The sequence below is a fragment of the Sphingobium sp. FG58 genome (assembly GCF_057809055.1).
This window is the reverse complement of record NZ_JBMDJF010000001.1, coordinates 78,957-101,823: the sequence shown is the minus strand read 5'-3', so window position 1 is coordinate 101,823 and position 22,867 is coordinate 78,957. Positions and strand designations below refer to the sequence as shown.

At 64.1% G+C, this 22,867-nt stretch carries 20 protein-coding genes and 2 tRNA genes; 7 read left to right on the top strand and 15 right to left on the bottom strand.

The genetic code is table 11. The features are described 5' to 3' along the window. Window positions 1-201: 201 nt before the first annotated feature. Window positions 202-1,731, top strand: a complete 1,530-nt coding sequence (locus ACODR8_RS00520) for a M23 family metallopeptidase (RefSeq protein WP_489005514.1) — start codon at window positions 202-204, stop codon at window positions 1,729-1,731. A gap of 152 nt (window positions 1,732-1,883) precedes the next feature. On the opposite strand, the gene ACODR8_RS00515 is transcribed toward ACODR8_RS00520, so the two are convergent. Both ACODR8_RS00515 and ACODR8_RS00510 read right to left on the bottom strand, forming a co-directional pair. Further along, window positions 1,884-2,762, bottom strand: coding sequence for an alpha/beta fold hydrolase (locus ACODR8_RS00515; RefSeq protein ID WP_489005513.1), 879 nt, complete (start codon window positions 2,760-2,762; stop codon window positions 1,884-1,886). A 79-nt stretch (window positions 2,763-2,841) separates the two neighbouring features. After that, a complete protein-coding gene (locus tag ACODR8_RS00510) occupies window positions 2,842-4,803 on the bottom strand; it encodes a hybrid sensor histidine kinase/response regulator (protein WP_489005512.1) in 1,962 nt (653 codons plus the stop codon). Between the two features lie 175 nt (window positions 4,804-4,978). Between ACODR8_RS00510 and ACODR8_RS00505 the strand changes: the two genes are divergently transcribed. Beyond that, window positions 4,979-5,893, top strand: a complete 915-nt coding sequence (locus ACODR8_RS00505; protein WP_489005511.1) for a sugar kinase — start codon at window positions 4,979-4,981, stop codon at window positions 5,891-5,893. A 97-nt stretch (window positions 5,894-5,990) separates the two neighbouring features. Further along, the gene (locus ACODR8_RS00500; protein WP_489005510.1) at window positions 5,991-7,121 is read left to right on the top strand and encodes a serine hydrolase domain-containing protein; all 1,131 of its coding nucleotides are present in this window, start codon (window positions 5,991-5,993) and stop codon (window positions 7,119-7,121) included. 135 nt (window positions 7,122-7,256) lie between these two features. On the opposite strand, the gene ACODR8_RS00495 is transcribed toward ACODR8_RS00500, so the two are convergent. The 8 genes from ACODR8_RS00495 to cyoA form a co-directional block, all read right to left on the bottom strand. Continuing rightward, a tRNA-Gly gene (locus ACODR8_RS00495) sits at window positions 7,257-7,330 on the bottom strand. A gap of 35 nt (window positions 7,331-7,365) precedes the next feature. Beyond that, window positions 7,366-7,899, bottom strand: a complete 534-nt coding sequence (locus ACODR8_RS00490) for a response regulator transcription factor (RefSeq protein WP_294132138.1) — start codon at window positions 7,897-7,899, stop codon at window positions 7,366-7,368. Then, the gene (locus ACODR8_RS00485) at window positions 7,889-9,214 is read right to left on the bottom strand and encodes an ATP-binding protein (protein WP_489005509.1); all 1,326 of its coding nucleotides are present in this window, start codon (window positions 9,212-9,214) and stop codon (window positions 7,889-7,891) included. Before ACODR8_RS00485 ends, ACODR8_RS00490 begins: the two co-directional genes overlap by 11 nt. After that, window positions 9,211-9,909: an SURF1 family protein gene (locus tag ACODR8_RS00480; RefSeq protein ID WP_489005508.1), complete on the bottom strand. Its 699-nt coding sequence runs from the start codon at window positions 9,907-9,909 to the stop codon at window positions 9,211-9,213. Before ACODR8_RS00480 ends, ACODR8_RS00485 begins: the two co-directional genes overlap by 4 nt. Continuing rightward, window positions 9,906-10,268: a cytochrome o ubiquinol oxidase subunit IV gene (cyoD, locus tag ACODR8_RS00475; RefSeq protein ID WP_489005507.1), complete on the bottom strand. Its 363-nt coding sequence runs from the start codon at window positions 10,266-10,268 to the stop codon at window positions 9,906-9,908. The genes ACODR8_RS00480 and cyoD overlap by 4 nt, the downstream gene beginning before the upstream one ends. Continuing rightward, window positions 10,265-10,909, bottom strand: a complete 645-nt coding sequence (cyoC, locus tag ACODR8_RS00470) for a cytochrome o ubiquinol oxidase subunit III (RefSeq protein ID WP_489005506.1) — start codon at window positions 10,907-10,909, stop codon at window positions 10,265-10,267. The genes cyoD and cyoC overlap by 4 nt, the downstream gene beginning before the upstream one ends. A 5-nt stretch (window positions 10,910-10,914) precedes the next feature. Continuing rightward, on the bottom strand, window positions 10,915-12,933 hold the full coding sequence (cyoB, locus tag ACODR8_RS00465; RefSeq protein WP_489005505.1) for a cytochrome o ubiquinol oxidase subunit I: 2,019 nt from the start codon (window positions 12,931-12,933) through the stop codon (window positions 10,915-10,917). Window positions 12,934-13,123: 190 nt separating this feature from the next. Beyond that, window positions 13,124-14,275 (bottom strand): ubiquinol oxidase subunit II, encoded by a 1,152-nt coding sequence (gene cyoA, locus ACODR8_RS00460; protein WP_489005504.1) that lies wholly within the window; start codon window positions 14,273-14,275, stop codon window positions 13,124-13,126. 164 nt (window positions 14,276-14,439) lie between these two features. Here cyoA and ACODR8_RS00455 point away from each other — a divergent pair, with 164 nt between their 5' ends. Then, window positions 14,440-15,774, top strand: a complete 1,335-nt coding sequence (locus ACODR8_RS00455; protein ID WP_489005503.1) for an MFS transporter — start codon at window positions 14,440-14,442, stop codon at window positions 15,772-15,774. A gap of 119 nt (window positions 15,775-15,893) precedes the next feature. Here ACODR8_RS00455 and ACODR8_RS00450 read toward each other — a convergent pair whose 3' ends face one another. Then, window positions 15,894-16,739, bottom strand: coding sequence for a glycosyltransferase (locus tag ACODR8_RS00450; RefSeq protein ID WP_489005502.1), 846 nt, complete (start codon window positions 16,737-16,739; stop codon window positions 15,894-15,896). A 5-nt stretch (window positions 16,740-16,744) separates the two neighbouring features. Next, on the bottom strand, window positions 16,745-18,016 hold the full coding sequence (locus ACODR8_RS00445; RefSeq protein WP_489005501.1) for an ammonium transporter: 1,272 nt from the start codon (window positions 18,014-18,016) through the stop codon (window positions 16,745-16,747). A gap of 109 nt (window positions 18,017-18,125) precedes the next feature. On the opposite strand from ACODR8_RS00445, the gene ACODR8_RS00440 reads away from it, so the two are divergent. Further along, window positions 18,126-18,827 carry an NAD-dependent deacylase gene (locus ACODR8_RS00440; RefSeq protein WP_489005500.1) on the top strand — a complete coding sequence of 234 codons (702 nt, stop codon included), beginning with the start codon at window positions 18,126-18,128 and terminating at the stop codon, window positions 18,825-18,827. Window positions 18,828-18,973: 146 nt separating this feature from the next. Here the strand turns inward: ACODR8_RS00440 and ACODR8_RS00435 are convergent, their stop codons facing one another. From ACODR8_RS00435 to ACODR8_RS00425, 3 genes are all read right to left on the bottom strand, one after another. After that, complete coding sequence (locus tag ACODR8_RS00435; protein WP_489005813.1) at window positions 18,974-20,002, bottom strand: FecR family protein; 1,029 nt, start codon at window positions 20,000-20,002, stop codon at window positions 18,974-18,976. Then, entirely contained in the window at window positions 19,920-20,525 is a 606-nt protein-coding gene (locus ACODR8_RS00430) for an RNA polymerase sigma factor (protein WP_217671941.1), read from the bottom strand. Before ACODR8_RS00430 ends, ACODR8_RS00435 begins: the two co-directional genes overlap by 83 nt. Before the next feature lie 177 nt (window positions 20,526-20,702). After that, on the bottom strand, window positions 20,703-20,900 hold the full coding sequence (locus ACODR8_RS00425) for a hypothetical protein (protein ID WP_294132103.1): 198 nt from the start codon (window positions 20,898-20,900) through the stop codon (window positions 20,703-20,705). 128 nt (window positions 20,901-21,028) lie between these two features. Here ACODR8_RS00425 and ACODR8_RS00420 point away from each other — a divergent pair. Then, window positions 21,029-21,113: transfer RNA gene (locus ACODR8_RS00420), tRNA-Leu, on the top strand. A 59-nt stretch (window positions 21,114-21,172) separates the two neighbouring features. After that, complete coding sequence (tig, locus tag ACODR8_RS00415; protein ID WP_489005499.1) at window positions 21,173-22,777, top strand: trigger factor; 1,605 nt, start codon at window positions 21,173-21,175, stop codon at window positions 22,775-22,777. The last annotated feature ends 90 nt before the right edge of the window (window positions 22,778-22,867 follow it).

The following is a 22,867-nucleotide window of genomic DNA, read 5'->3' as shown; positions in this document are numbered from 1 at the left end:
GGGCCGGGGGCAAGCGGATTTAGAGGTTCCCTCCATAGGCACGATCCCGTCGGACCGCTGGCACCGTTCGTCGCACGGCCAAGTGTCACAGGGCCGTCTTAAATTGACTTTAACCTTGGGGGTTCACAACAGTGAAGCTCGACGCACGGCGCGCGGGGCCGTTGCGGACGCAATGAAAAAAATGCCCTGGGGGTCGCGGGTTTGTTTCAGGAAAGCCAGTTCGGTTCGCAACAGGGCGGCGCGTCCATGTCGCTGTGGCTGGCCGATTCGCTTGCCCGGATGCCGGTAGCCCCGCCACCGCAGGACTGGCGCGCGCGGTTGCGCGAATGGTCCGACGAGGTGGAACTGGTCCCCGACCTTGGCCAGCGCGTCGGCAGCCTGACATGGTTTCGTGGCCTTGCCACCTGTATCGGCCTGTGCGCCACCGCCCTCTATCTCTCGCCCGGTTTTCAGCCGGTGCCTGGCGCGCCCGGCGCGCTGCTGGGCGACAAGCAGTTTGACGAAGTGCGCAGCCAGATGATCACGCCGCTGGCGCTGGGCGCGGACAGTGGCCATCGCATGGGGTCGACCGATGCGGTGCAACCGCTGCGCCAGACGCCCGAACGGCCGCAGATCGAACTGAACGCGCAGGTCGGCAGCAGCGATACGCTGTCGCGCGCACTGTCGCGCGCTGGCGTCAGCGGGGGTGACGTCGCGATGATCAACGCGCTGGTCGACGGAGACATTACCGGCGGGGTGAAGCCCGGCACGCGCCTCGACATCATTTTGGGCCGCCGCGCCAGCCGCGACCGGCCCCGCCCGCTCGACAGGCTGGCGTTCCGCGCGCGGCTCGACCTGGGGCTGGAACTGACGCGCAGCGGTGGCGTGCTGACGGTCAAGCGCATCCCCATCCGCGTCGATGATACGCCGCTGCGGATTCAGGGCGTGGTCGGCGACAGCATCTATCGCTCCGCCCGTGCAGCCGGTGCGCCGCCCAAGGCGGTGCAGGCCTTCCTGCGGGTGATCGCGGGGCAGGTCGATCTGGGCGGGATCGGGGCGGGCGACCGCTATGATATCGTGACTGCCTATCGCCGCGCGGAAACCGGCGATGTCGAGGTCGGCGATCTTCTCTATGCAGGTCTGAAGCGTGCCAGCGGCAAGTCCGTTGATATGCTGCGCTGGACCAAGGATGGCCGCACCGAATGGTTCGAGGCATCGGGCGTGGGCGAACGGCGTGGCGTGCTGTCGTCGCCGGTCGCGGGACGCATGACGTCGGGCTATGGCCAGCGGCGGCACCCGATATTGGGTTATACCCGGATGCACGCGGGCATCGATTTCGCCGCGCGTTATGGATCGCCCATCTATGCTGTGACCGATGGCATTGTCGCCTTTGCTGGGCGGCATGGCGGGCATGGCAATTATGTCCGCATCCAGCATGGCGGGGGCCTGGCCACCGGTTACGCCCATATGAGCCGCATTGCCGCTGCGCCGGGGCAGCGGGTGCGTAGGGGCCAGGTGATCGGCTATGTCGGCTCCACCGGCCTGTCGACCGGGCCGCATCTTCATTATGAACTCTATCGCAATGGCGCGACGATCAACCCGCTGTCGGTGAAATTCACCACTACCGCGCAACTGGCGGGCGCTGAACTGTCCGCATTCCGCGCGAAGCTGGCGCAGTATAAGGGGCTGCATGTCGGCCAGCAGGACCGCTTCGCACAAAAGGCGGTCGCGCCGGTGGCTAGCGGGAAATAAGCCGCTGCGAAAAAATCCTCGCCTGCAAGGGGAGGGCTATCGCATATGAAACTCACCTCTATTTACTTCGTCATGCTAAATGAATTCAGCATGACGTTGAGAGATTACGAAAAACCATATCCTATTCCCCGGACCACTGGGGAAGGATAAACTCACAAAAACGCGCGCAATTCCGCGATGAAACGCGCAAACTGGTCGTGGTGAAGCCAGTGGCCCGCATCGGCGAATTCGACCAGGCGGGCGTTGGTGAAGTGGGCGGCGCGGCCGTCCTTGACCGGGTTGGACGCCCAGCTGTCCAGCCCCAGGCATAGCAAGGTCGGCGCGGTGATTTGCGCCCAGAAAGCGGGCAGGCTGTCGTCCGATCCGGCCTGCGGCGCCATGCCGTTGAGATAGGGGTCGAATTTCCAGCTATAGCTGCCATCTTCATTGCGGTTGACGCCATGGATGGTCAGGTGCAGCGCCTGTTCGAGCGAGAGATGTTCGTTGCGTTCGCGCATCCGCCCGACCGCCGCCTCGATCGTGGGATAGCGTTTGGGGGTGCGGCGGGCGCTGGCGCGGCGGGTTTCGATCCAGGCGCGCCAGGCGTCCGGGGCCGTCTCCTCCGCCTTTTCCTGGAGCCGGTCGGGGGATAGGCCCAGCCCCTCGATCGCGACGATCTTATGCACCTTGTCCGGGAATAGCCCGGCATAGCGCAGCGCGATCGAGCCGCCCAGCGAATGGGCGACGATCGTCACCGGCGACCGGTCCAGCAAGTCCACCAGCTGCGCCAGATCATAGACATAGTTGGTCATCATATAGGCGCCGTCAGCCGACCAGCCGCTGTCGCCATGGCCGCGCAGGTCGGGGGCGACGACATGATAATCCTTGGCCAGCGCCCGTGCCGTCCAGTCCCAGCTGCGCCCATGATCGAACCCGCCATGGATCAGGATCAGCGTGGGTGCCGACGGATTGCCCCAGTCGAGATAGTGGAGCCGGGTGCGCAGCGACGTGAAGAAATGCGATGTCGGGGTGGGCGCAAACGGCGTGTCCATGTAATCCTGCGATTTTGTTGGAATATTCGTCCCATTGGCGATGCGCAGGCCGCTGGCAAGCCCCTATCCGTCAAAAGCGTCAGTCGCCGCCCGGTGCAACGGTAGCATGGACAGTCCTGTCGGCGGTGCGCGACGCCCGGCTGGCCTTCACGATGCGGGCCAGTTCGGCCTGTTTGAAGGGCTTGTCGAGGCGCGGGCGGGCGCTGGCGTGGGGGGGCAGTTCGGCAAAGCCGGTGATGATGATGACGGGCAGGCCGGGGAAACACGCCTCTATCGCGTCGGCCAGTTGCGCGCCGGTCATGCCGGGCATGGCATGGTCGGTCACCACCAGATCGACCGCGCCCTGTTCCAGCAGGCGCAGCGCATCGACCGCGTTGCTGGCCTGAAACACGGTATGGCCCAGATCCTCCAGCATCCCCGCCGTGTTCATCAGCACCAGATCATCATCATCGACCGCCAATATGACCATCGGCGTGTCGAGGCCGTCCACCGCCTCGCACCGCGCCGGGGCGGCCTCGACCGCATCGGCGCTGGCGACGGGCAGCCATAGCGCCACGCAGGTGCCGACCCCGACCTCGCTCGACAGGGTCAGCGATCCGCCGCATTGCTGGGCAAAGCCGTGGACCATAGACAGGCCCAGCCCGGTGCCTTTGCCCACGCCCTTGGTGGTGAAAAAGGGTTCGCGCGCGCGTTGCAGCGTCGCTTCGTCCATCCCTTCGCCAGCGTCAGTGACCGCCAGGCGGATATAGGCGCCTGCTGCCAGATCGGGCCGTTCGCCGCTATCGACCGTGATTTCCGCTGCCTCGATGATGATCGGCCCGCCGCTTGGCATCGCGTCGCGGGCGTTGACCGCCAGGTTCAGCAGCGCCAGTTCCAGCTGCGCCGGATCGGCATGGGCAGCGGACAGTGCAAGCGGGAAGCGGGTTTCGATGGCGATGGCGCTTCCCAACGTCGTCTGGAGCAGGTCGGCCATGTCGCGGACCAGCCCGATGCAATCGACGCTTTGCAGTTTGAGTTCCTGCTTGCGGGCAAAGGCCAGCATCCGCTGCGTCAGCGTCGCGCCGCGTTCCGCCGCGGCCATGGCATTGTCGAGATAGCGGCTGATGTCCGCGCCGCTGCCCATGCGTTGCCGCGCCAGATCGAGACTGCCGACGATCACCGCCAGCAGATTGTTGAAATCATGCGCGACCCCGCCGGTCAGCTTGCCGATCGCGTCCATCTTCTGCGTCTGGACGATGGCGTCGCGCGCCTCGTCCAGCGCGCGTTGCGATTCGCGCCGTTCGGTGAGGTCGCGGGTAATCTTGGCGAAGCCCAGCAACTGCCCGTCGGAATCGCGGATCGGATCGATCACGACATTGGCCCAGAAACGGTTGCCGTCCTTGCGGATGCGCCAGCCTTCCGCCTCGAACCGGCCCTCGGTTTCGGCGGTGTGGAGCGCGCGGGAGGGGAGGCCGGCCATCCGGTCCTCCTCACTGTAGAAGCAGGCGAAATTCTGCCCGACAATCTCGTCCGCGCGATAACCCTTGAAGCGTTCTGCTCCCCGGTTCCAGCTCGTCACCGTGCCGATGGGGTCCAGCATATAGATGGCATAGTCGGTGACGCTCTCCACCAGCAGGCGGAAACGCTCCTCGCTGTGGCGCAGCGCTTCGCGCGCGGCGCGCTGTTCGGACAGGTCGCGGGTGATCTTGGCGAAACCCAGCAATTGCCCCTGCGGATCGCGGATCGGGTCGATGACGACGCTGGCCCAGAAATGCGTGTCATCCTTGCGCACGCGCCAGCCCTCCGCCTCGAACCGGCCATCATGGTCGGCGGTGTAGAGCGCGAGCGCGGGTACGCCACTGGCCTGATCCTCTGCCGTGTAAAATCGGGAAAAATGCTGGCCGATAATCTCGTCCGCCTCATAGCCCTTGAACCGGCGCGCGCCCGCGTTCCAGCTGACGACGATGCCGGTGGGATCGAGCATGTAGATGGCGTAATCGGTAACGCTCTGGACCAGCAGTTCAAAGCGGTTGTCGGGACGTCCAGGCGCAGCGCTAATCATGAATTCCCCGAAGGCGGACGTCGGATGGCGTATATGCGTCCTTGCCTGAAGGCAAAACGTCGGCGTCGCGCAAACGTTCCCGAATTGATGCAAAACGGGACTTTGTCCGGCCGATGGCTTGACTTGCGCGCGGTCACTCCGCACGAAACCGGTGTCATAAGGAGCGGGATGCAGCATGAACAGCGTAGCAAAGGCGAATGTCACGGTCATCGGCGAAGCGATGCTGGAACTGAGCCGGGGGACGGGCGACAGCTGGAACCTGCGCTATGGCGGCGATGTCATCAACACCGCGATCCACCTGGCGCGATCGGGCGACACGGTGCGGCTGGCCAGCGCTCTGGGTGCGGACCCGATGAGCGCGGACCTGTGCGCGGCGTGGGAGGCGGAAGGGGTCGACACCAGCCTGGTGCTGCGCGCGGCGGACCGGCTGCCGGGCCTCTATGCGATCGAGACCGACGCGACCGGCGAGCGCAGCTTCCATTACTGGCGGGGCGAGGCAGCGGCGCGGCGGATGTTCGACCTGCCCGGCAGCGCGGAGATGGTGGCGCAGGCGGCGCAATCCGACCTGCTCTATTTCTCGCTGATCACGCTCGCCATCCTGCCGGACGCGGGGCGGGAGGCGTTGCTGGACCTGTGCGCGAGGGTGCGGGCCAATGGCGGCAAGGTCGCCTTCGACGGCAATTATCGCGCCCGGCTGTGGAGCGACGCGGCGACCGCCTGCCACTGGCGCGACCGGGCGATTGCAGTCAGCGACATGGGGCTGCCGACGCTGGCGGATGAGGTCGAGATGGGCGCAGCCGACGACGCGCAGGACGCCGCCGCCCGCTGGGGCGCGGGTGAGGGGCGCGAGGTGGTGGTGAAGCTGGGCGGCGATGGCTGCCTGGTCGATGGCACCATCGTGCCGATCCCGCAAAGGGTGCCGGTGATCGATTCCAGCGGGGCTGGCGATGCGTTCAACGGCGGCTATCTCCACGCGCGGCTGGCAGGCGCGACGCCGGTGGACGCAGCGCTGGCGGGGCATCGGCTGGCGGGATGGAATATCGGCCGGCGCGGCGCGATTCCGGCGCGGGACGGGGATGCGCCTTATTGAGGCGAGTCCGATGGCGGTCATTCTTCTCCGGCAAAAGGCGGAGATGGTCGAAAATGGCTAATGCCGCGCAATCACCAAGAATGGGGAAACGGATATTATGACATTGCGCGCCTATGCGCTGTTCCTGGGGTTGGTTCTGGCCGGGAGTTTGCCGCTGGTTGAAACCGCGGCCGCGCCGCTTGCGATCGAGGATGCAGCGATCGTCCGTGCCAATGAACAGACCAGGGCGCTCCTGAAAGCAAGGATGGCGGAGCAACATATTCCTGCGCTTCAGGTCGCAGTCGTGGTCCATGACCGTGTAGTCATGTCCGAGGCCTATGGCGTCGCCAATGTTGAGCAACAGATTGCCGCCAATCGTCAGACGCTGTTCCCGATCAATTCGGCGACCAAGTCATTTACCGGTGTTGCGATCATGCAGCTGGTCGAAGCGGGGAAGGTCGATATTGAGGCACCGATCTCGCGCTACATCGACGGCCTGCCTGAAAAGTGGCGCGGAATTCGCATTCGCCAGCTACTCGCTCATTCGTCCGGCCTACCCAACATTGTCGACGAAAAAGGCTTGGTTGGCGGCGGCACGGATGCGGAAGCCTGGATCAAGGTCCAGACACGGCCGATGGACGGAGAACCCGGCGCGGCATTTGCCTATAATCAGACGAACTATGTTTTGCTGGGTCGGCTCATCGAAACATTGAGCGGGCGTCCGTTCGAGCAGTTTCTGGCCGAGCGTCAGTTTACGCCAGCCGCAATGGCGAACGCACGGTTCGGCGACGGCTATGATATCGTTCCCGGCCGCGCCGCGGTCTATATTCGACAACATGCGGGACGTGGTGGCGGACCTGCCGACAAGGATGCACTCTATCACTGGATCGACGACATTCCGCTGTCGACGCGGGCTGGTGCGGGTCTTTACACAACTGCGGACGATCTCGCGCGGTGGATCATCGCTTTGCAAAGCGGACGCCTGCTGTCGAAACCATCCAGCCTCGCCCGGCTGTGGCGGCCTGATATACTCAATGATGGCAAGCCGAATATCTGGGCGATGGGGTGGCCGATCCTCGCCGGGACGACGCATCGCGCGGTCGGTGGCATCGGTGGTGGCCGATCAACCTTCTTTGTGTACCCGGACGATGATGTCGCGGTGATCGTGATGACCAACCTTGTCGGCGCCAATCCGCAAAATCTGATCGATGCCATCGCCGGCCACTATATCGCCAAGGGGGCGCGATAGATGCGCCTATAGAGGCATGGACGGCTTGTCTGGAGACCCGCAATGGGTCTTTGATTCTGAAAGCCGTTTGACTTCGATCCACTCTGTTGTGGCCGTCAACACCGTCCAAATCACATTCAATATATTGAAAGATTTTGGAGCGGGTGAGGGGAATCGAACCCCCGTCGTCAGCTTGGGAAGCTGCTGCTCTACCATTGAGCTACACCCGCGTCGCAGCGCCCATTGCCACGGCGGAAAAGTCCCGTCAACCAACCTGGCGCTTGGCGAGTTTGCGGGCGAGCGTGCGGCGGTGCATCCCCAGGCGGCGGGCGGCTTCGGAGATGTTGAACTCGCTGTCCTTCAGCGCCTCGTGGATATGCTCCCACTCCAGCGTCTTGATCGATGTCGGGCGGGGGGCAAGCGGGGTGGCGGTGTCGCCGCCGGACCGGGCGAAGGCGGCTTCGATATCGTCGCTGTTGGACGGTTTGGCGAGATAATTGGTCGCACCCAGCTTGATCGCCTCGACCGCGGTCGCGATGCTCGCAAAGCCGGTCAGCACGACGATCAGCATGTCGGGATCATGGGCGTGAAGCGCCTGGACGCACACCAGCCCCGATTGCCCGCCCAGTTTCAGGTCGACGACGGCATAGCCCGGATCATGATCGGCCAGCAGCATGGCGACCATCTCCACGCTGTCGGCGATCAGCACGGTATAGCCGCGGCGTTCGAACGAGCGTTTGAGGGTTTTGGCGAAGGCGTCGTCATCCTCGACAATCATGAGCAGACGGTTATCGGTCATTCCTGTCCTCCTCGATCGCCAATGTGCTGAGCGGCAGGCGCAGCAGAATCAGCGCGCCGCCATCCGCGCCATTGCTGGCGCTGACGCTGCCGCCCAGTTTACGCACGACATTGACGACCAGGAACAGGCCAAGCCCGCCACCCTGCCGCCCCTTGCTGGAGCGATATGGCTTGCCGAAATCGGCCAGCATGTCCGCGCTGAACCCCGGTCCATTGTCGCGCACGGCGATGTTGAGCCACTGGCTGTCGCGCCCGACCAGCAGGTCGATATAGGTCGCGCCAGCCTCCCGCGCATTGTCGAGCAGGTTGGTGATCGCCTGCCGGATCACCGGGTCCGCGACTATGCGCGGATAGTCGTGCGGGCCGAAATCGCAGCGCAGCGGCATCCCCGGATTGGCGGCGCGCCAGCCCTGCGCCATGCTGTCGATGAAGGTGCGGACATTGGTGACCTGCGGCGCTTCGCCACGCGCTTCGCCTGCGGACATCAATATGCCCGACAGGATCGCCTTGCACCGGGTGACGGCGGCCTGCATCTCCTCCACCTCCTCGACCAGCGCCGGATGGGTGGTGATTTCGGGCATGTGTCGCCAGTCGCCCAGCACGACCGCGAGCGAGGAGAGCGGCGTGCCAAGCTCGTGGGCTGCCCCGGACGCCAGCAGGCCCATGCGGACGATATGCTCCTCCTCCGCCGCCTGTTGCCGCAGCTGCGCCAGATAGGCTTCGCGCGCTGCAAGGTTGCGAGTCACGCGGGTCATGAAGAGCACCAGCAGCACCGCGATCATGGTGAAGCAGACCCAGGTGCCGATGATGTGGAGGTCGAACAGCCGGCCCTCCAGCGTTTCGCTAAGGTCCAGCGGGCGATAGAAGAAGGCGAGGCCAGCGGCGCACAGGGCGGACACGGCGACGATGCCCCACACGCTCCAGCGATGCAGCAGCACCGCGCCCAACGCGACCTGGAGCAGATAGAGCGAGATGAAGGGATTGGTCGCGCCGCCGCTCATATAGAGCTGGGCGGTGAGCGAGAGCACGTCGAACAGCAGCGCCAGGAACAGCTCGGCATGGGTGATGTCGGTGCGCCGCCGCAGGATGGCGAGGCTGGCGAGGTTCACCCCCGCCGCGATGCAGGGGACGACCAGCATCGGCACCATCGGCAGGCGGATGCCCATGCCATAATGGACGATCAGAATGGTCGCGATCTGACCCGCCAGCGCGATCCAGCGCAACTGCACCAGCAGCGCCATATTCTTGCGCCCGGCAGCATCAGCGGGCCACTGGCTGGGCAGCCAGCGTGTCGCTATCGGCAGGAGCGCGGTCATGGGCGGCGGCTTTGGCGCATGAGGAGGATATAGGCGCCCGCAGTCATGGCAGCCAGACTTAACCATGTCAGCGCATAGACAAGATGATTGTTGGGGAAGCGGATGACGGTGAGGCCGCCGACGGGCAGGGCGTCGGGCTGCGGCGCGGCATCGGCGTCGATGAAATAATTGGCCGTGGCGGGCAGGGCGCGGGCGGTGGCGATGGCGGCGACATCGCGCGAATACCAGCGGCTGGCGGCAGGATCGTTCGACCGCAGAAAGCCGCCGCCCGGCTCGGTCAGGCGCAGCAGGCCGGTGACGCGGACGGTGCCCGTCGGGCGGGTATAGCGGGTGCGGGCGTCGGGCGGCACGAAGCCGCGATTGATGAGGAGGATGGTGCCGTCGGCGCGGCGCAGCGGGGTCAGCACCCAAAAGCCGGGGCCGCGCACCGTGGACGCCTGCACCAGCGTGGCGCGATCATGCAGGAAGCTGCCGGTGGCGCTGACGCGGCGATATTCGTCGGCTTTGGTGGCGCTGCCGGGCGCTGCGACCGGCGCGGCGTGGATGCGGGAATCGACGCGGGCGATGAGGTCACGCTTCCAGGCCAGCCGCTCGACCTGCCAGACGCCCAATGCGCAAAGCCCCGCAATCAGCAAGGCGGCGATCAGCGTCAGGCCGACCGGGAAGCCCGCCCGGCCCTGGCGCGGGGATGTCACGGCATCTGGCTCATATCATGCTCCATATGGGGCATCATATTAGCGTTGAGATGATACATGACCCACATGGAGCCGGACAGGGTGATGACCACCAATACCAGCGTGAAGATGAGCGCCATCATCGACCAGCCGCCTTCCGAGCGGGTGTTCATGTGCAGAAAGTAGATCATGTGAACGACGATCTGCACCACGGCAAAGCCCATGATGATGAAGGCGGTCACCTGCGGATTGGCGAAGGTCTGGTTCATGACCAGCCAGAAGGGGATGGCCGTCAGCAGCACCGACAGGCCGAAGCCGATCATGTAGCTGCCCATCGTGCCATGGGCGCCTGCGTGGGTATCGTGATCGTGCGCGCTCATCGCAGCATCCCCATGAGATAGACGAAGGTAAAGACGCCGATCCAGATGACGTCCAGGAAGTGCCAGAACATGGAAAGGCACATCAGACGGCGCTGGTTGGCGGCGATCAGACCCTTCTTGCCGACCTGCACCATCAACGTCACCAGCCAGATGATGCCGAAGCTGACGTGCAGCCCGTGGGTGCCGACCAGCGCGAAGAAGGCGGACAGGAAGCCAGACCGCTGCGGCGTCGCGCCTTCATGGATCAGATGGGCAAATTCGTAGAGTTCGATGCTAAGGAACGCCAGACCGAACAGCCCGGTGATCGCCAGCCAAGCCTGCGTCGCGCCGACCCGGTTCTTTTCCATTGCCAGCATGGCAAAGCCATAGGTGATGGACGAGAAGAGCAGCATCGCAGTGTTGAGCGCGACGAGGTTCAAGTCGAACAGGTCGCGCGGCCCCGGTCCCGCCGCATAATTGCCGCCTAGCACGGCATAGGTGGCAAACAGGCAGGCGAAGATGAGGCAATCGCTCATCAGGTAGATCCAGAAGCCCAACGCTGTGCTGGACCCTTCGGGATGATGCGGCTCCTCGCCAAGATGGAAGAGGGGCTTGCCGTCATTGTCGAGGAAGGCGGGGTCGATTTGGGAGCGTGTGGCCATGATGCTTAGCCCTGTGTTGCGAGCAGCGCGCTGCGCTCGCCCTCTATGCGCTCGACCACATCCTTGGGGATATAATGGTCGCGCTTGTAATTGAACGTATGGCCGATCGCGACGGCCAGGATGGCGACGAAGGACAGGCCCGCCAGCCACCACATGTACCAGATCATGCCGACCGAGAAGGCCACCGAAAGCCCCCCGATGATGATGCCGGTACCGGTGTTGGACGGCATGTGGATCGCGGCATAGCCGGTCAGCGGACGCTGATAGCCGCGCTTCTTCATGTCCGCCCAGGCGTCGCCATCATGGATGACGGGGGTGAAGGCGAAATTATAGTCGGGCGGGGGCGAACTGGTCGCCCATTCGAGCGTGCGACCGTCCCATGGATCGCCCGTGGTGTCGCGGAGTGCCTCGCGATTCTTGATCGACACCGCGAACTGGATGAACATGCAGGCGATGCCCGCCGCGATCATCACCGCGCCCAGCGCCGCGATCTGGAACCAGATTTGCAGGGATGGGTCATCGAACACGCGCATCCGGCGGGTGACGCCCATCAGGCCCAGCACATAGAGCGGCATGAAGGCGACCCAGAAGCCCACGACCCACAGCCAAAAGCTGCGCTCGCCCCAGGTGGTTTCCAGCCGGAAACCGAACGCCTTGGGCCACCAGTAGTTGATCGCCGCGAACAGGCCGAACAGGACGCCGCCGATGATGACATTGTGGAAATGGGCGATCAGGAACAGCGAGTTATGCAGCACGAAGTCGGCAGGCGGTACGGCGAGCAGCACCCCGGTCATGCCGCCCACGGTGAAGGTCAGCATGAAGGCGACCGTCCACATCATCGGCAATTCATAGCGGATGCGGCCGCGATACATGGTGAAGAGCCAGTTGAAGAGCTTGGCCCCGGTGGGGATGGAAATCACCATCGTCGTGATGCCGAAGAAGCTGTTGACGCTGGCGCCCGAACCCATGGTGAAGAAATGGTGCAGCCAGACCAGATAGCTGAGCAATGCTATGACGATCGTCGCATAGACCATCGAGCTATAGCCGAACAGGCGCTTGGACGAGAAGGTGGAGGTGACTTCGCTGAACACGCCGAACAAGGGCAGGATCAGGATATAGACTTCCGGGTGGCCCCAGATCCAGATCAGGTTCACATACATCATGGGGTTGCCGCCCATGTCGTTGGTGAAGAAAGCGGTGCCGACATAACGGTCGAGGCTGAGCAGCGCCAGCACGGCGGTCAGCACCGGGAAGGCCGCGACGATCAGCACGTTGGCGCAGAGCGAGGTCCAGGTGAAGATCGGCAGCTTCATCATCGTCATGCCCGGCGCGCGCATCTTGACGATGGTGGCGATCAGGTTGACGCCGGATAGCAGCGTGCCGATGCCCGCTATCTGTAGCCCCCATATGTAATAATCGACGCCGACGCCGGGCGAGTAAGCGATGCCCGACAGCGGCGGATAAGCGAGCCAGCCGGTGCGGGCAAATTCGCCCACGAACAGCGACATCATGACGATCACGGCACCTGCCGTCGTCATCCAGAAGCTGAAATTATTGAGAAAGGGGAAGCTGACGTCGCGCGCGCCGATTTGCAGCGGGACGATATAGTTCATGATCCCGGTGATCATCGGCATCGCGACGAAGAAGATCATGATGACGCCGTGGGCGGTAAAAATCTGGTCGTAATGATGGGCGTTGAGATAGCCTTCGGAGCCGTTGAAGGCCATAGCCTGCTGCAACCGCATCATGATCGCGTCGGCAAAGCCGCGCAGGAACATGATCAGCCCCAGGATCATATACATGATGCCGATGCGCTTATGGTCCACGGTGGTGAACCAGTCATGCCACAGCGTGCCCCACAGTCGATATTTGGTGACAAGGCCCAACACCACCGCGCCACCCAGCGCGACCATCAGGAAGGTGCCGACGACGATCGGTTCATGCAGCGGGAGCGAACTCCAGTCGAGCCGACCGAAGATCAGCTTCCAGATGCCGCTATTTTCGGAGGCGGGATGCGGGGACATGGACGTTACGGCCTTGAAAGGGGGGAGGGGGTGGAGGAAGGATGTGATCCTCCCGCTATTCTTTCTTCGTCATGCTGAACTTGTTTCAGCATCCATTTCGCGTTCTCCAACCTGGGCGCGTCGAGCGAAATGGACCCTGAAACAAGTTCAGGGTGACGGAGAGTGTGAACGTATCCGAGCGGGAGCATCTTCACATTCCTTCGTGACCGGCATGGCCACCCCCATGCCCCTCATGATCCTGCTGCCCCGGCGCTTGTTTGCCGCGTTCGGCGGGGGTGCGCTCTGCCGCTGGCGTCATGCCCGCAGGCTGGGCGATCTCGCCCTTCTTGCCGGGTTCGACCGGGTGGTAGCCGCCCACGTCGATGGTACCGTCATGGCGCAGGCCAGCGGTGTCGCGGGCTGATTCCTTGCCTGCGCCGCCTTGGCTGTCGGTCATCATGATCGCGTCCATGCAGCGCTTGCCCGGCTGGACGCACATGTTGAGTGCGGCGTGGAACAGGCGGGGTTCGACGCTGGCGAAATAGGTCGGCTTCACTTTCTCGCTCGGCTGTTCCAGCTTGACATAGGCGGCGCGGTCCAGCGTCTTGTCACTGGCCTTCACGCGGGCGACCCACTGGTCAAAGCCGCTCTGGTCCATCGCGTGAAATTTGAAGCGCATGTTGGAAAAGCCCGCGCCCGAATAGTTGGCGGAAAAGCCGTCAAAGCTGCCGGGCTTGTTGGCGACCGCGTGCAGGCTGGTCTGCATCCCCGGCATGGCATAGATTTGCCCCGCCAGCGCCGGGACGAAAAAGCTGTTCATGATCGAAGCGGAGGTGATCTTGAATTCGATCGGCTGGTCGACCGGCGCGGCCAGCTCATTGACGGTCGCGATGCCAAGCTCAGGGTAAATGAACAGCCATTTCCAGTCGAGCGCGACAACCTCGACCTGCAAGCGCTTGGCAGCCGGATCGACCTTGCGCTGCGCATCCAGCCGCTCGATCGGGCGGTAGGGATCGAGCAAATGGGTGCTGGTCCAGGTGACCGCCCCCAGCGCGATGATGATCAGCAGCGGCGCGGACCAGATCAGCAGTTCCAGGCTGGTCGAATGATCCCAGTCGGGATCATAGTCGGCGGCCTGCGCCTTGGCCCGATATTTCCATGCGAACCAGGCGATGGTGGCCATCACCGGCAGCACGATCAGCAGCATCAGCACGGTCGCGATCAGGATAAGATCGCGCTGCTGCATCGCAACGTCGCCGGACGGGGCCATCACCACCCAGTTGCACGCCCCCAGAGGCAGCAGCAGCAGGGGCGCGAATCGGCGCAGAAAAGCGCGGCTTTTGGCGGGCGGTCGAGCGATCATGGCCTCCGTCTAGTCAGGAAGTTACCGGGGCGACATTGGACCTTTTGTCCTATCCCTGTGCGGCTGCGAAATAGGGCATGGGTCTATTTGACAAGCCGATGATTCGCCGTGCAACGAAGTGCGGCGGACAATCGTTCCCGCAGCATGAAGGCCCGTTCCACGCCATGACATCCGCGACGACAACGCCCAACGAAACGCAGGCGGAACATGACGTGCGCAATCTTCATGCGCAGGGGGCCAAGAAGATCGCGCCTGGCGAGATCGCCATCGGCGTCATCATCGGGCGGACGTCGGAATTTTTCGACTTTTTCGTCTATGCGATCGCATCCTGCATCGTCTTTCCCGCCCATGTCTTTCCCTATCTGTCGCCGCTGGAAGGGACGCTCTGGTCCTTCGCCATTTTCGCGCTGGCCTTCGTCACCCGGCCGATCGGCTCGTTCATCTTCATGGCGGTGGATCGCGCTTATGGCCGAGGGGTGAAGCTGACCATCGCCTTGTTCCTGCTCGGCGGATCGACCGCGGCCATCGCCTTCCTGCCGGGCTATGCGACGATCGGTCACTGGTCCGCCGTGCTGCTGGCGCTGTTCCGTGCGGGGCAGGGTGTCGCGCTGGGCGGCACTTGGGATGGGCTGGCGTCCCTGCTCTCGCTCAACGCGCCGCAACGCAAGCGCGGCTGGTATGCGATGATGCCGCAACTGGGCGCGCCGCTGGCCTTGATCGTGACGGCAGGGCTGTTCGCCTTCTTCCTCTCCACCTTGTCGCGCGCCGATTTCCTCGACTGGGGCTGGCGCTATCCCTTCTTCGTGGCGTTCGCGATCAATGTGGTGGCGCTGTTCGCCCGGCTGCGCATCGTCGTGACCGAGGAGTTTTCGCGCCTCTACGAGACGCGCGAACTCCAGCCTTCGCCGGTCATCCCGACCATCCGCAGCGAAGGGCGCAACATCGTCATCGGTGCCTTTGCTCCGCTGGCCAGCTTCGCGCTGTTCCACATGGTCACCGTGTTCCCGCTGTCGTGGATCGCGCTCTACACCGACCAGCCGCTGGAGCGCTTTCTGGTGATCGAGGCGATCGGCGCGTGCGTCGGCGTGCTGGCGATCATCGTGTCGGGCTTCGTCGCGGACATGATCGGTCGCCGCCGGTTGCTCGGCTATTCGGCGGTCGGGATTGGCTTCTTTGCGGTCGCTGCGCCGCTGCTGCTGAATGGCGGCGATCTGGGCGAAGTCGCCTTCATGGTGCTGGGCTTCATCCTGCTGGGTTTGAGTTTCGGCCAGTCGTCGGGCGTGGTCGCCTCCAACTTCCGCACCGCGACCCGCTATACCGGATCGGCGCTGACGTCGGATCTGGCCTGGCTGGTGGGTGCAGGCTTTGCCCCGCTGGTCGCGCTGGCGATTTCGGCGGAGTTCGGGCTGGCGGCGTCGGGTGCCTATCTGCTGTCGGGTGCGGTGGTTACCGGCTTCGCGCTGTTCGTGAACAAGGAATTGGCCGGCAAGGATCGTTAGGTCATGACGACTTCAGGGTAGAAGCCCAACCTCCGTTCGTTTCGAGCGAAGTCGAGAAACCTGCGCGCGACGTTTCTCGACTTCGCTCGAAACGAACGGATCATTGTGTTCACCCCGTCCTAAACCGCGCCCCGCATCCGCGCCAATGCCTTGCGGTCGAACCAGGCGCTGATGCCGCCGCGCGGACGGAAGCGGGGGAGCCAGTCGGGATAGAGGCTGGCGAGGCGCGGGGGCAGGCCGTCCGGTCCCTGCCGCGTCATGATGTCGGACACGATCCGGTTTTGGTAGAAGCGCACCGAATAGTTGATCAGCCTCTTATATTGCATCCGCCAGGTGGAGGGTCGGGCGAGGCTGACCTGTTCGCAGACGAAACCCGCGCCTTCGCAGGCGACGATGCGCGCGACGTCCCAGCCGCTATCCTTCTGCAAATCGGTGTGCGCCCAGGCCGCGACCAGCCCGTCATCGCCGATCAGATCGTCGGGCAGGCGCAGGCCGCGCGTGCGGATCGCGGCCACAAAGCGGCCTGACAGCGCATAGAGATCGCCGAACAATCCGCCCTGCGTGCGCAAATCGCGGCGATAGGTTTCCGCCATCCGGCCATTGACCGGCATCCCGGCGGCGGCATTGGCATGGGGGTGGGCGGCAAGGTCTGCTACCAGCGCGTCGATCGACCCGGCCTGTATCTCCGCGTCGCCATCCATGAAGATGACGGCTTCCTCGCTGCCGGTCAGCAGGTCATGGACCAGATGGTTCCAGGTGCGCGACTTGCCGCCCGTAGCGATGTCATGGACGATGATGTTGGCCCGTCCGCCCGCCGCTGCGGTCGCTCGCGCCACGGTCGCGTCGGTGGTGCCGTTGACCAGCACATGGAAAATCGTGTCCGCCCGGTCGAGCGGCAGCGAGCCGAGGCAGGCGGCGATGCGCTTTTCTTCCTGATGGGCGAAGATGGCGACGGCGACGGACATGGCGTTTAGCGGAAATCCCAGCCCTGCTGGCCATGCTGGCTGGCGTCGAGGCCATCGGCCTCCTCCTGTGCGCTGACGCGCAGCGGCACGACCATCGACACGATCAGCGCCGCGATGGCGGTGCCGATCATCGCCCAGAGCGCGACGACGACAAGGCCGATGAGCTGGCTGAGCAAGGCGGCGCTCAGGCTGACCGGCGTTTCATAACCGACCCCGCCAAGCAGCGGCAGGACGAAGATGGGGAGTAGCAGGACGCCGGTCAGCCCACCCACCCCGTGGACGACGAATATGCTGGCCGGATCGTCGATCCAGCGGCCCGCCAGCCCGCTGCCAAGGCGACAGATGATCGCGGCGATCACACCGATCATCATCGCGCCGCCGGTGCCGACCAGCGCGGCGCTGGCGGAAATGGCGGCGATGCCTGCCAGCGCGCCTGACAGGACTCCGGTGGCGCTGGTGCGCGTGCCCAACAGACGGTCGAGCAAGGCCCAGACCAAGGCAGCGGCACAGGCCGCAAAATGATAGTTCAGGATGGCGGTTGCGGCATCATCGGTCGCGCCCAAGGCCCAACCGCCGACCACGCCCGACAGGCCGACCCACAGAAGTGCGCCGCCCGCCAGGCTCAACACCGGGGCATGGCCAGGATCGGACGCTTCACGTCGCCGCCCGGCGATCAAGGCCAGCGTCAGCGCGGAAAAACCGGCCACGCCATGCACGACCAGCCCGCCGGCAAAATCCAGCACGCCAAGGTCCGCCAGCCAGCCACCGCCCCACACCGCATGAGCGACCGGCGCATAGACGATCAACAACCAGAGCGGCGCAAAGCCGATCAGCCAGCCCAGCCGCGCCCGCTCCGCCACCGCGCCGATCAACAGGCAGGCTGCGATCAGCGCCAGCGCCATCTGAAACAGGACGAAGGCGGATTCAGGGACGGTCATCCCCTCGCGCAGCTGCCCCAGATTGGCGAGCAGCAGGTTCGCGCCACCGCCCAGCCAGGCGCTGCCCGGTGCATAGGCGATCGAGTAGCCCGCAATGGCCCAAGTCAGCGACACGACCGCCGCCACCGCCGCGCCCTGCGCCATCACCGACAAAGCGTTGCGGACATTGACCTGCCCGGCGTGGCGCAACATCAATCCCGGCAGCGCGGCCAGCAACGCCAGCAGCGCGCACAGGATCATCCAGCCGGTATCGCCACTATCGGCGGCAGCGACCTGCGCAAAGGCAGGCTGCGGCAGCGCGAGGGCGGCGATCAGGGGCAGGGTCTGGGCAAAACGCATGGGGCATGTTCCGGCTTTGATATTGCGTCGGGGTCTAGCCCGGACGGGGTAAAGACTTCGATAAGCAGGACCATGGCATTGACGCCGGGCTTTGTTTAGACTGGGCGACATGAACCCGGACATACGCAATATCGTCATCCTCACCGGCGCTGGCATTTCCGCCGAAAGCGGGCTTGCCACCTTTCGCGGGCCGGATGGATTGTGGGAGGGGCATCGGGTCGAGGATGTCTGCACGCCAGAAGCCATCGCGCGCAATCCCGCGCTGGTGCATCGTTTCTATGACGAGCGGCGCGCGAAGCTGGACGAGGTCGCGCCCAATGCCGCGCATGAAGCGCTGGCGGCGCTTGACCGGGAGTGGCCGGGAGAATTGCTGATCGTCACGCAAAATGTCGATGACCTGCATGAGCGGGCGGGGGCGAAGCGGCTGATCCATATGCATGGCGCGCTGCGATCCGCCCTGTGCGCGGGGTGCGGGAAGGCGGTGGCGTGGACCGGATCGCTGCCGCCCGGATCGGTGTGCGATGGCTGCGGGCGGCCAAAGCTGCGGCCCGACATCGTGTTTTTTGGCGAGATGCCCTACGAAATGGACGCGATCGACGATGCGCTGCGCCGCGCGGACCTGTTCGTGTCGATCGGCACGTCGGGCGCGGTCTATCCCGCCGCCGGTTTCGTCCAGACCGCCCGCCATGTCGGAGCAAAGACGCTGGAGCTGAATCTCGATCCGTCGGCGGGCAGCACCTATTTCGAGGAAACGCGGCTTGGCCCGGCGAGTGTGCTGGTGCCGGAGATGGTGCGGGATTTGTTGGGGTGAGGGCAAAGGGTTAAAAATATATCCGTTCGGGCTGAGCGAAGTCGAAGCCTTCCACTGAGCGTAGCGAAGTGGCTTCGCCTGCGGCTCAGCCGAGCCCTTCGACTTCGCTCAGGGCGAACGGATTTAATGTTGGTCAGCCAGCACCATCACAACCCGACCCCATTCTCCACCATGTCCGACTCATCGTCGCGATAGAGGAGCATGACGGAGCCATCCTCGCCGGTCACCGCGCGGATGGGGAGGCTGAGTTGCAGGGCGGAGAGAAATTCGCGGCTGTCGCTGATGCGGAAGCGGCCGCCGATGCGGAGCGCCGATACGCGGGTGTCGCCGATCAGGATCGGCGCGGTGCGATAGCGATTGAATTCGCCCGTCGCCTGCTCGATCGTTTCGCCGTCCAGCTCGACCATCTGTTCGCGCCAGGCGGTGCGCTGGCCGACCAGCTTGGGGTCCAGCCGGGTGAGCGCGATGGTGCGCGGCTGGATCACTGCGCCGCTGCCCGCGCTGACGCGCTTTTGCACATTGTCGCCCGAATGGACGGTGACGGTGCCGTGGGTGACGGTCAGTTCGACGATCGACGGGCGCATCCGCACGTTGAAGGCGGTGCCGACCGCGCGGATCACCGCCGATCGTGCCTCGACATCGAACGGCCGTTCCGGGTCATGGGCGACGTCGAACGAAGCTTCGCCCTTCACGATGCGCACCTTGCGGCCATTGTCGGTGAAGCGGACTTCCGCCTCGCTGTCGCTGTTGAGGTGGAGGGTCGATCCGTCCTCCAGCGCGATGTCGCGAATCTGGCCGATGCCGGTCTGGAAGCGTTCCACCCCGCTGAAGGTGCGGACGGTGACGATCGCGGCTACGATGAAGAGCATGACCGCGACGGCGGCGGCGACCATGATGTTGCGCGACAGGCGGCGCTGCTGTTCTTCGCTGACGATCTGCGCCATCGGGGGCAGGGTGACGTCGGCGGCGGCACTTTTCAGTCGCTCGGCGGCTTCCCATGCGGCTTCGGCACGGGCGAAGGCGACGGCATGGCTGGGGTCAGCCTCGACCCATTCGCAAATTTCGGCTTCGTCCTGGGGGCTGGGGTCGCTGTTAAGCCTGGCCAGCAGGCGCGCTGCTTCCGCTTCGATCGCGGCCCTGGTCCCGCAGCTTGATCCTGGCTCCGACCCCTGCACGTTCGAAATCCGTTTCCTCACGTTCTGCCCAGGCCCGCATAACTATCGCGATGGCTTTGGCCAGATGTTTTTCAACAGTAGAAACGGATAGGGACATCTCCTCCGCTATTTCCAGCATCGATTTTTCGTGGATGCGGCGAAGAATAAACACGCGGCGACATTGAACAGGCAGCGACTCGACGATGACCTGCACCTGGCGCAGCGCTTCGCGGGCGTGCAGTTGCGCCTCGATCGTGTTTTCGCCGCCCAGCAATTCCAGGTCGGCCATGGTTTCAAAGCTGACCACCTTGTTACGGCGGGCGGTGTCGATGACGAGGTTGCGGGCGATGGTGAAGAGATAGGCCCGGCCCGTCGTCACATTTTCCCAATTTTCCGTGGCATAGGCGCGGGTCATGACTTCGGCGACCATGTCGTCCAGTTCATGGGTGGAGGGCAATATGCGTCGCAAGCGACCGCGCAGCGCGGCTTCCTGTGGCAGGATGACGGTTTTGAACCATTCCAGCTTTGCGCGAACCCTATGCACGTCGACCCCCTATTTTGTCAGCCGCGCCTCTCCGTGATTTTTATTTGTCACAATTCAATCATGCTTGCAGGGGTCTGTCCAGCGGCGCAGCGATCATATTTTAACGATCAACCAAAAAGGTTCCGCCACTGGACATAAAAGCTGTGGATATGTCGCGCTGGAGGCGGAAAATTGCGCTCAGTCCGGCGGCACTTCCGCAGGCGCGCTGTCGGGCTGGTCATAATCGGGGCCGACCGGGGTGATTTCGTCCGGCTCGGTCATCGGCAATTCTTCCGGAGTCGCAGGCGCTGGGGTTTCGGGCGGCGATTGCGGGTCGATGATGTCGGGCGGGGGCACGCCATCCGGGTTGGGCGTGGGGTCGGGCTGGGTGGCCATGTCTGCCTCTCTCTGCTAGGGGGAATGAACAAGGTACGCATGGGCCATCACGCCGGTTCCGCGACCCGACTCACTATCCCTTGCCCTTGCTCACGCTTTTCTCTATGCCGCGCCGACCGGCGACCGATGCGGGCGTGGCGAAACTGGTAGACGCGCCAGATTTAGGTTCTGGTATCGCAAGATGTGGGGGTTCGAGTCCCTTCGCCCGCACCAGTATGCCGCCCGCGGCAGCGCCATCGAAATTCAGCTGAAGAAAGCGTTTGAGAGAAGAGATGCAGACTGTCGAGACGTTGAACGAGGGCCTTAAGCGCGCCTACACTGTCACCATCACGTCGAAGGATATCGACGCGCGAGTGGAAAAGGAAGTGAAGGCCATGGCCCCGCAGGTGCGGATGCCCGGCTTCCGCCCCGGTAAGGTGCCCGCCAATCTCGTCAAGAAAATGCATGGCGAAGCGCTGCAGCGCGACGCGCTCAACAACAGCATTCAGGAAAGCATCCAGAAACTGATCGCCGACCAGAAGCTGCGTCCGGCGATGCAGCCTTCGGTCGAGCTGGACGAAGCTTTCGAGTTCGGCAAGGACGCGGAAATCAAGGTTGCGCTGGAAGTGCTGCCGGAAATCGCCGCGCCCAGCGTCGACGGCATCAAGCTGGAACGGCTGACCGTCGAAGTCGCCGACGCACAGGTTGAAGAGGCCGCTGGCCGCATCGCCACGCAGCAGGGCGCGCTGGAAGAAAAGGGCGACGATCATGTCGCGCAGGACGGTGACACGCTGGTCATCGATTTCCTGGGCAAGGTCGACGGCGAAGCCTTTGAAGGCGGCGCGGCCGAGGATATCAAGCTGAAGCTCGGCGCAGGCCAGTTCATCCCCGGTTTCGAGGAGCAGCTGGGCGGCGTGAAGAAGGGCGAAGAGAAGGTCATCGAAGTGACCTTCCCCGAAGATTATGGCGCGGCCCATCTGGCCGGCAAGCTCGCCACCTTCGACATCAAGGTGAAGTCGATCCTGGACGGCGACAAGCCCAAGCTGGACGATGATTTCGCCAAGTCGCTGGGTCTGGAAGGGCTCGACCAGCTCAAGGATCTGCTCAAGGGCCAGATCGAGCAGGAACATAATGGCCTGACCCGCACCCATATGAAGCGCAAGCTGCTCGACCAGCTGGCCGCTGCCCATGATTTCGACGTGCCGCCGAGCATGGTCGAAGCCGAGTTCGAGCAGATCTGGCAGCAGCTTCAGCATGAAGCGACCCATGAGGAAGATCCGGCCGCCGCGATCGCCGAAATGGAAGCCGAGAAGGAGGATTATCGCGCCATCGCCGTGCGTCGCGTCCGCCTGGGCCTGTTGCTCTCCGAAATCGGCCAGGCCAATGGCGTGACCGTCAGCGACCAGGAAATGAACCGCCTGATCATGCAGGCCGCGCAGCAGTACGGCCCGCAGGATCGTGAGCGTTTCGTGCAATATGTCCGTCAGGACCCGATGGCCGCCGCCCAGCTGCGCGCGCCTCTGTACGAGGACAAGGTCGTCGACTTCCTGTTCGACAAGGCCGAAGTCACCGACCGCGCCGTGACCAAGGAAGAGCTGGAAGCGGCGATCGAAGCCGAAGATGGCGACATCAAGCCCCATGTCCACGGTCCGGGCTGCGGCCATGACCATGACGAAAAGCCCAAGGCGAAGAAGGCCGCGCCCAAGAAGGCCGCTGCCGAACCTGCCGCAGACGCCGAAGCGGTAGCCGAGGAAGCGCCGGCCAAGCCGAAGAAGGCCGCCGCCAAGAAGGCTGCCCCTGCCGAGGCGGAAGCCGAAGCGCCCGCCGCGGACGCTGCTGCCGAGGAAAAGCCCAAGAAGAAGGCTGCTCCCAAAAAGGCTGCCGCCAAGGCTGAATAAGCCAGGCTGAAATGCGATGAACAAGCGCCCGGCTTCCGACAGGAGGCGCGGGCGCTTTTCATTTCGCAGGTGGCATGGCAGAGGAAATAT

Excerpts from the sequence above, each read along its gene's own strand:
- ACODR8_RS00515 (WP_489005513.1), bottom strand. The coding sequence starts at position 2,762 with ATGGACACGCCGTTTGCGCCCACCCCGACATCGCATTTCTTCACGTCG.
- ACODR8_RS00510 (WP_489005512.1), bottom strand. The coding sequence starts at position 4,803 with ATGATTAGCGCTGCGCCTGGACGTCCCGACAACCGCTTTGAACTGCTG.
- ACODR8_RS00505 (WP_489005511.1), top strand. The coding sequence starts at position 4,979 with ATGAACAGCGTAGCAAAGGCGAATGTCACGGTCATCGGCGAAGCGATG.
- ACODR8_RS00500 (WP_489005510.1), top strand. The coding sequence starts at position 5,991 with ATGACATTGCGCGCCTATGCGCTGTTCCTGGGGTTGGTTCTGGCCGGG.
- ACODR8_RS00490 (WP_294132138.1), bottom strand. The coding sequence starts at position 7,899 with ATGACCGATAACCGTCTGCTCATGATTGTCGAGGATGACGACGCCTTC.
- ACODR8_RS00485 (WP_489005509.1), bottom strand. The coding sequence starts at position 9,214 with ATGACCGCGCTCCTGCCGATAGCGACACGCTGGCTGCCCAGCCAGTGG.
- cyoD (WP_489005507.1), bottom strand. The coding sequence starts at position 10,268 with ATGAGCGCGCACGATCACGATACCCACGCAGGCGCCCATGGCACGATG.
- cyoC (WP_489005506.1), bottom strand. The coding sequence starts at position 10,909 with ATGGCCACACGCTCCCAAATCGACCCCGCCTTCCTCGACAATGACGGC.
- cyoB (WP_489005505.1), bottom strand. The coding sequence starts at position 12,933 with ATGTCCCCGCATCCCGCCTCCGAAAATAGCGGCATCTGGAAGCTGATC.
- cyoA (WP_489005504.1), bottom strand. The coding sequence starts at position 14,275 with ATGATCGCTCGACCGCCCGCCAAAAGCCGCGCTTTTCTGCGCCGATTC.
- ACODR8_RS00455 (WP_489005503.1), top strand. The coding sequence starts at position 14,440 with ATGACATCCGCGACGACAACGCCCAACGAAACGCAGGCGGAACATGAC.
- ACODR8_RS00450 (WP_489005502.1), bottom strand. The coding sequence starts at position 16,739 with ATGTCCGTCGCCGTCGCCATCTTCGCCCATCAGGAAGAAAAGCGCATC.
- ACODR8_RS00445 (WP_489005501.1), bottom strand. The coding sequence starts at position 18,016 with ATGCGTTTTGCCCAGACCCTGCCCCTGATCGCCGCCCTCGCGCTGCCG.
- ACODR8_RS00440 (WP_489005500.1), top strand. The coding sequence starts at position 18,126 with ATGAACCCGGACATACGCAATATCGTCATCCTCACCGGCGCTGGCATT.
- ACODR8_RS00425 (WP_294132103.1), bottom strand. The coding sequence starts at position 20,900 with ATGGCCACCCAGCCCGACCCCACGCCCAACCCGGATGGCGTGCCCCCG.
- tig (WP_489005499.1), top strand. The coding sequence starts at position 21,173 with ATGCAGACTGTCGAGACGTTGAACGAGGGCCTTAAGCGCGCCTACACT.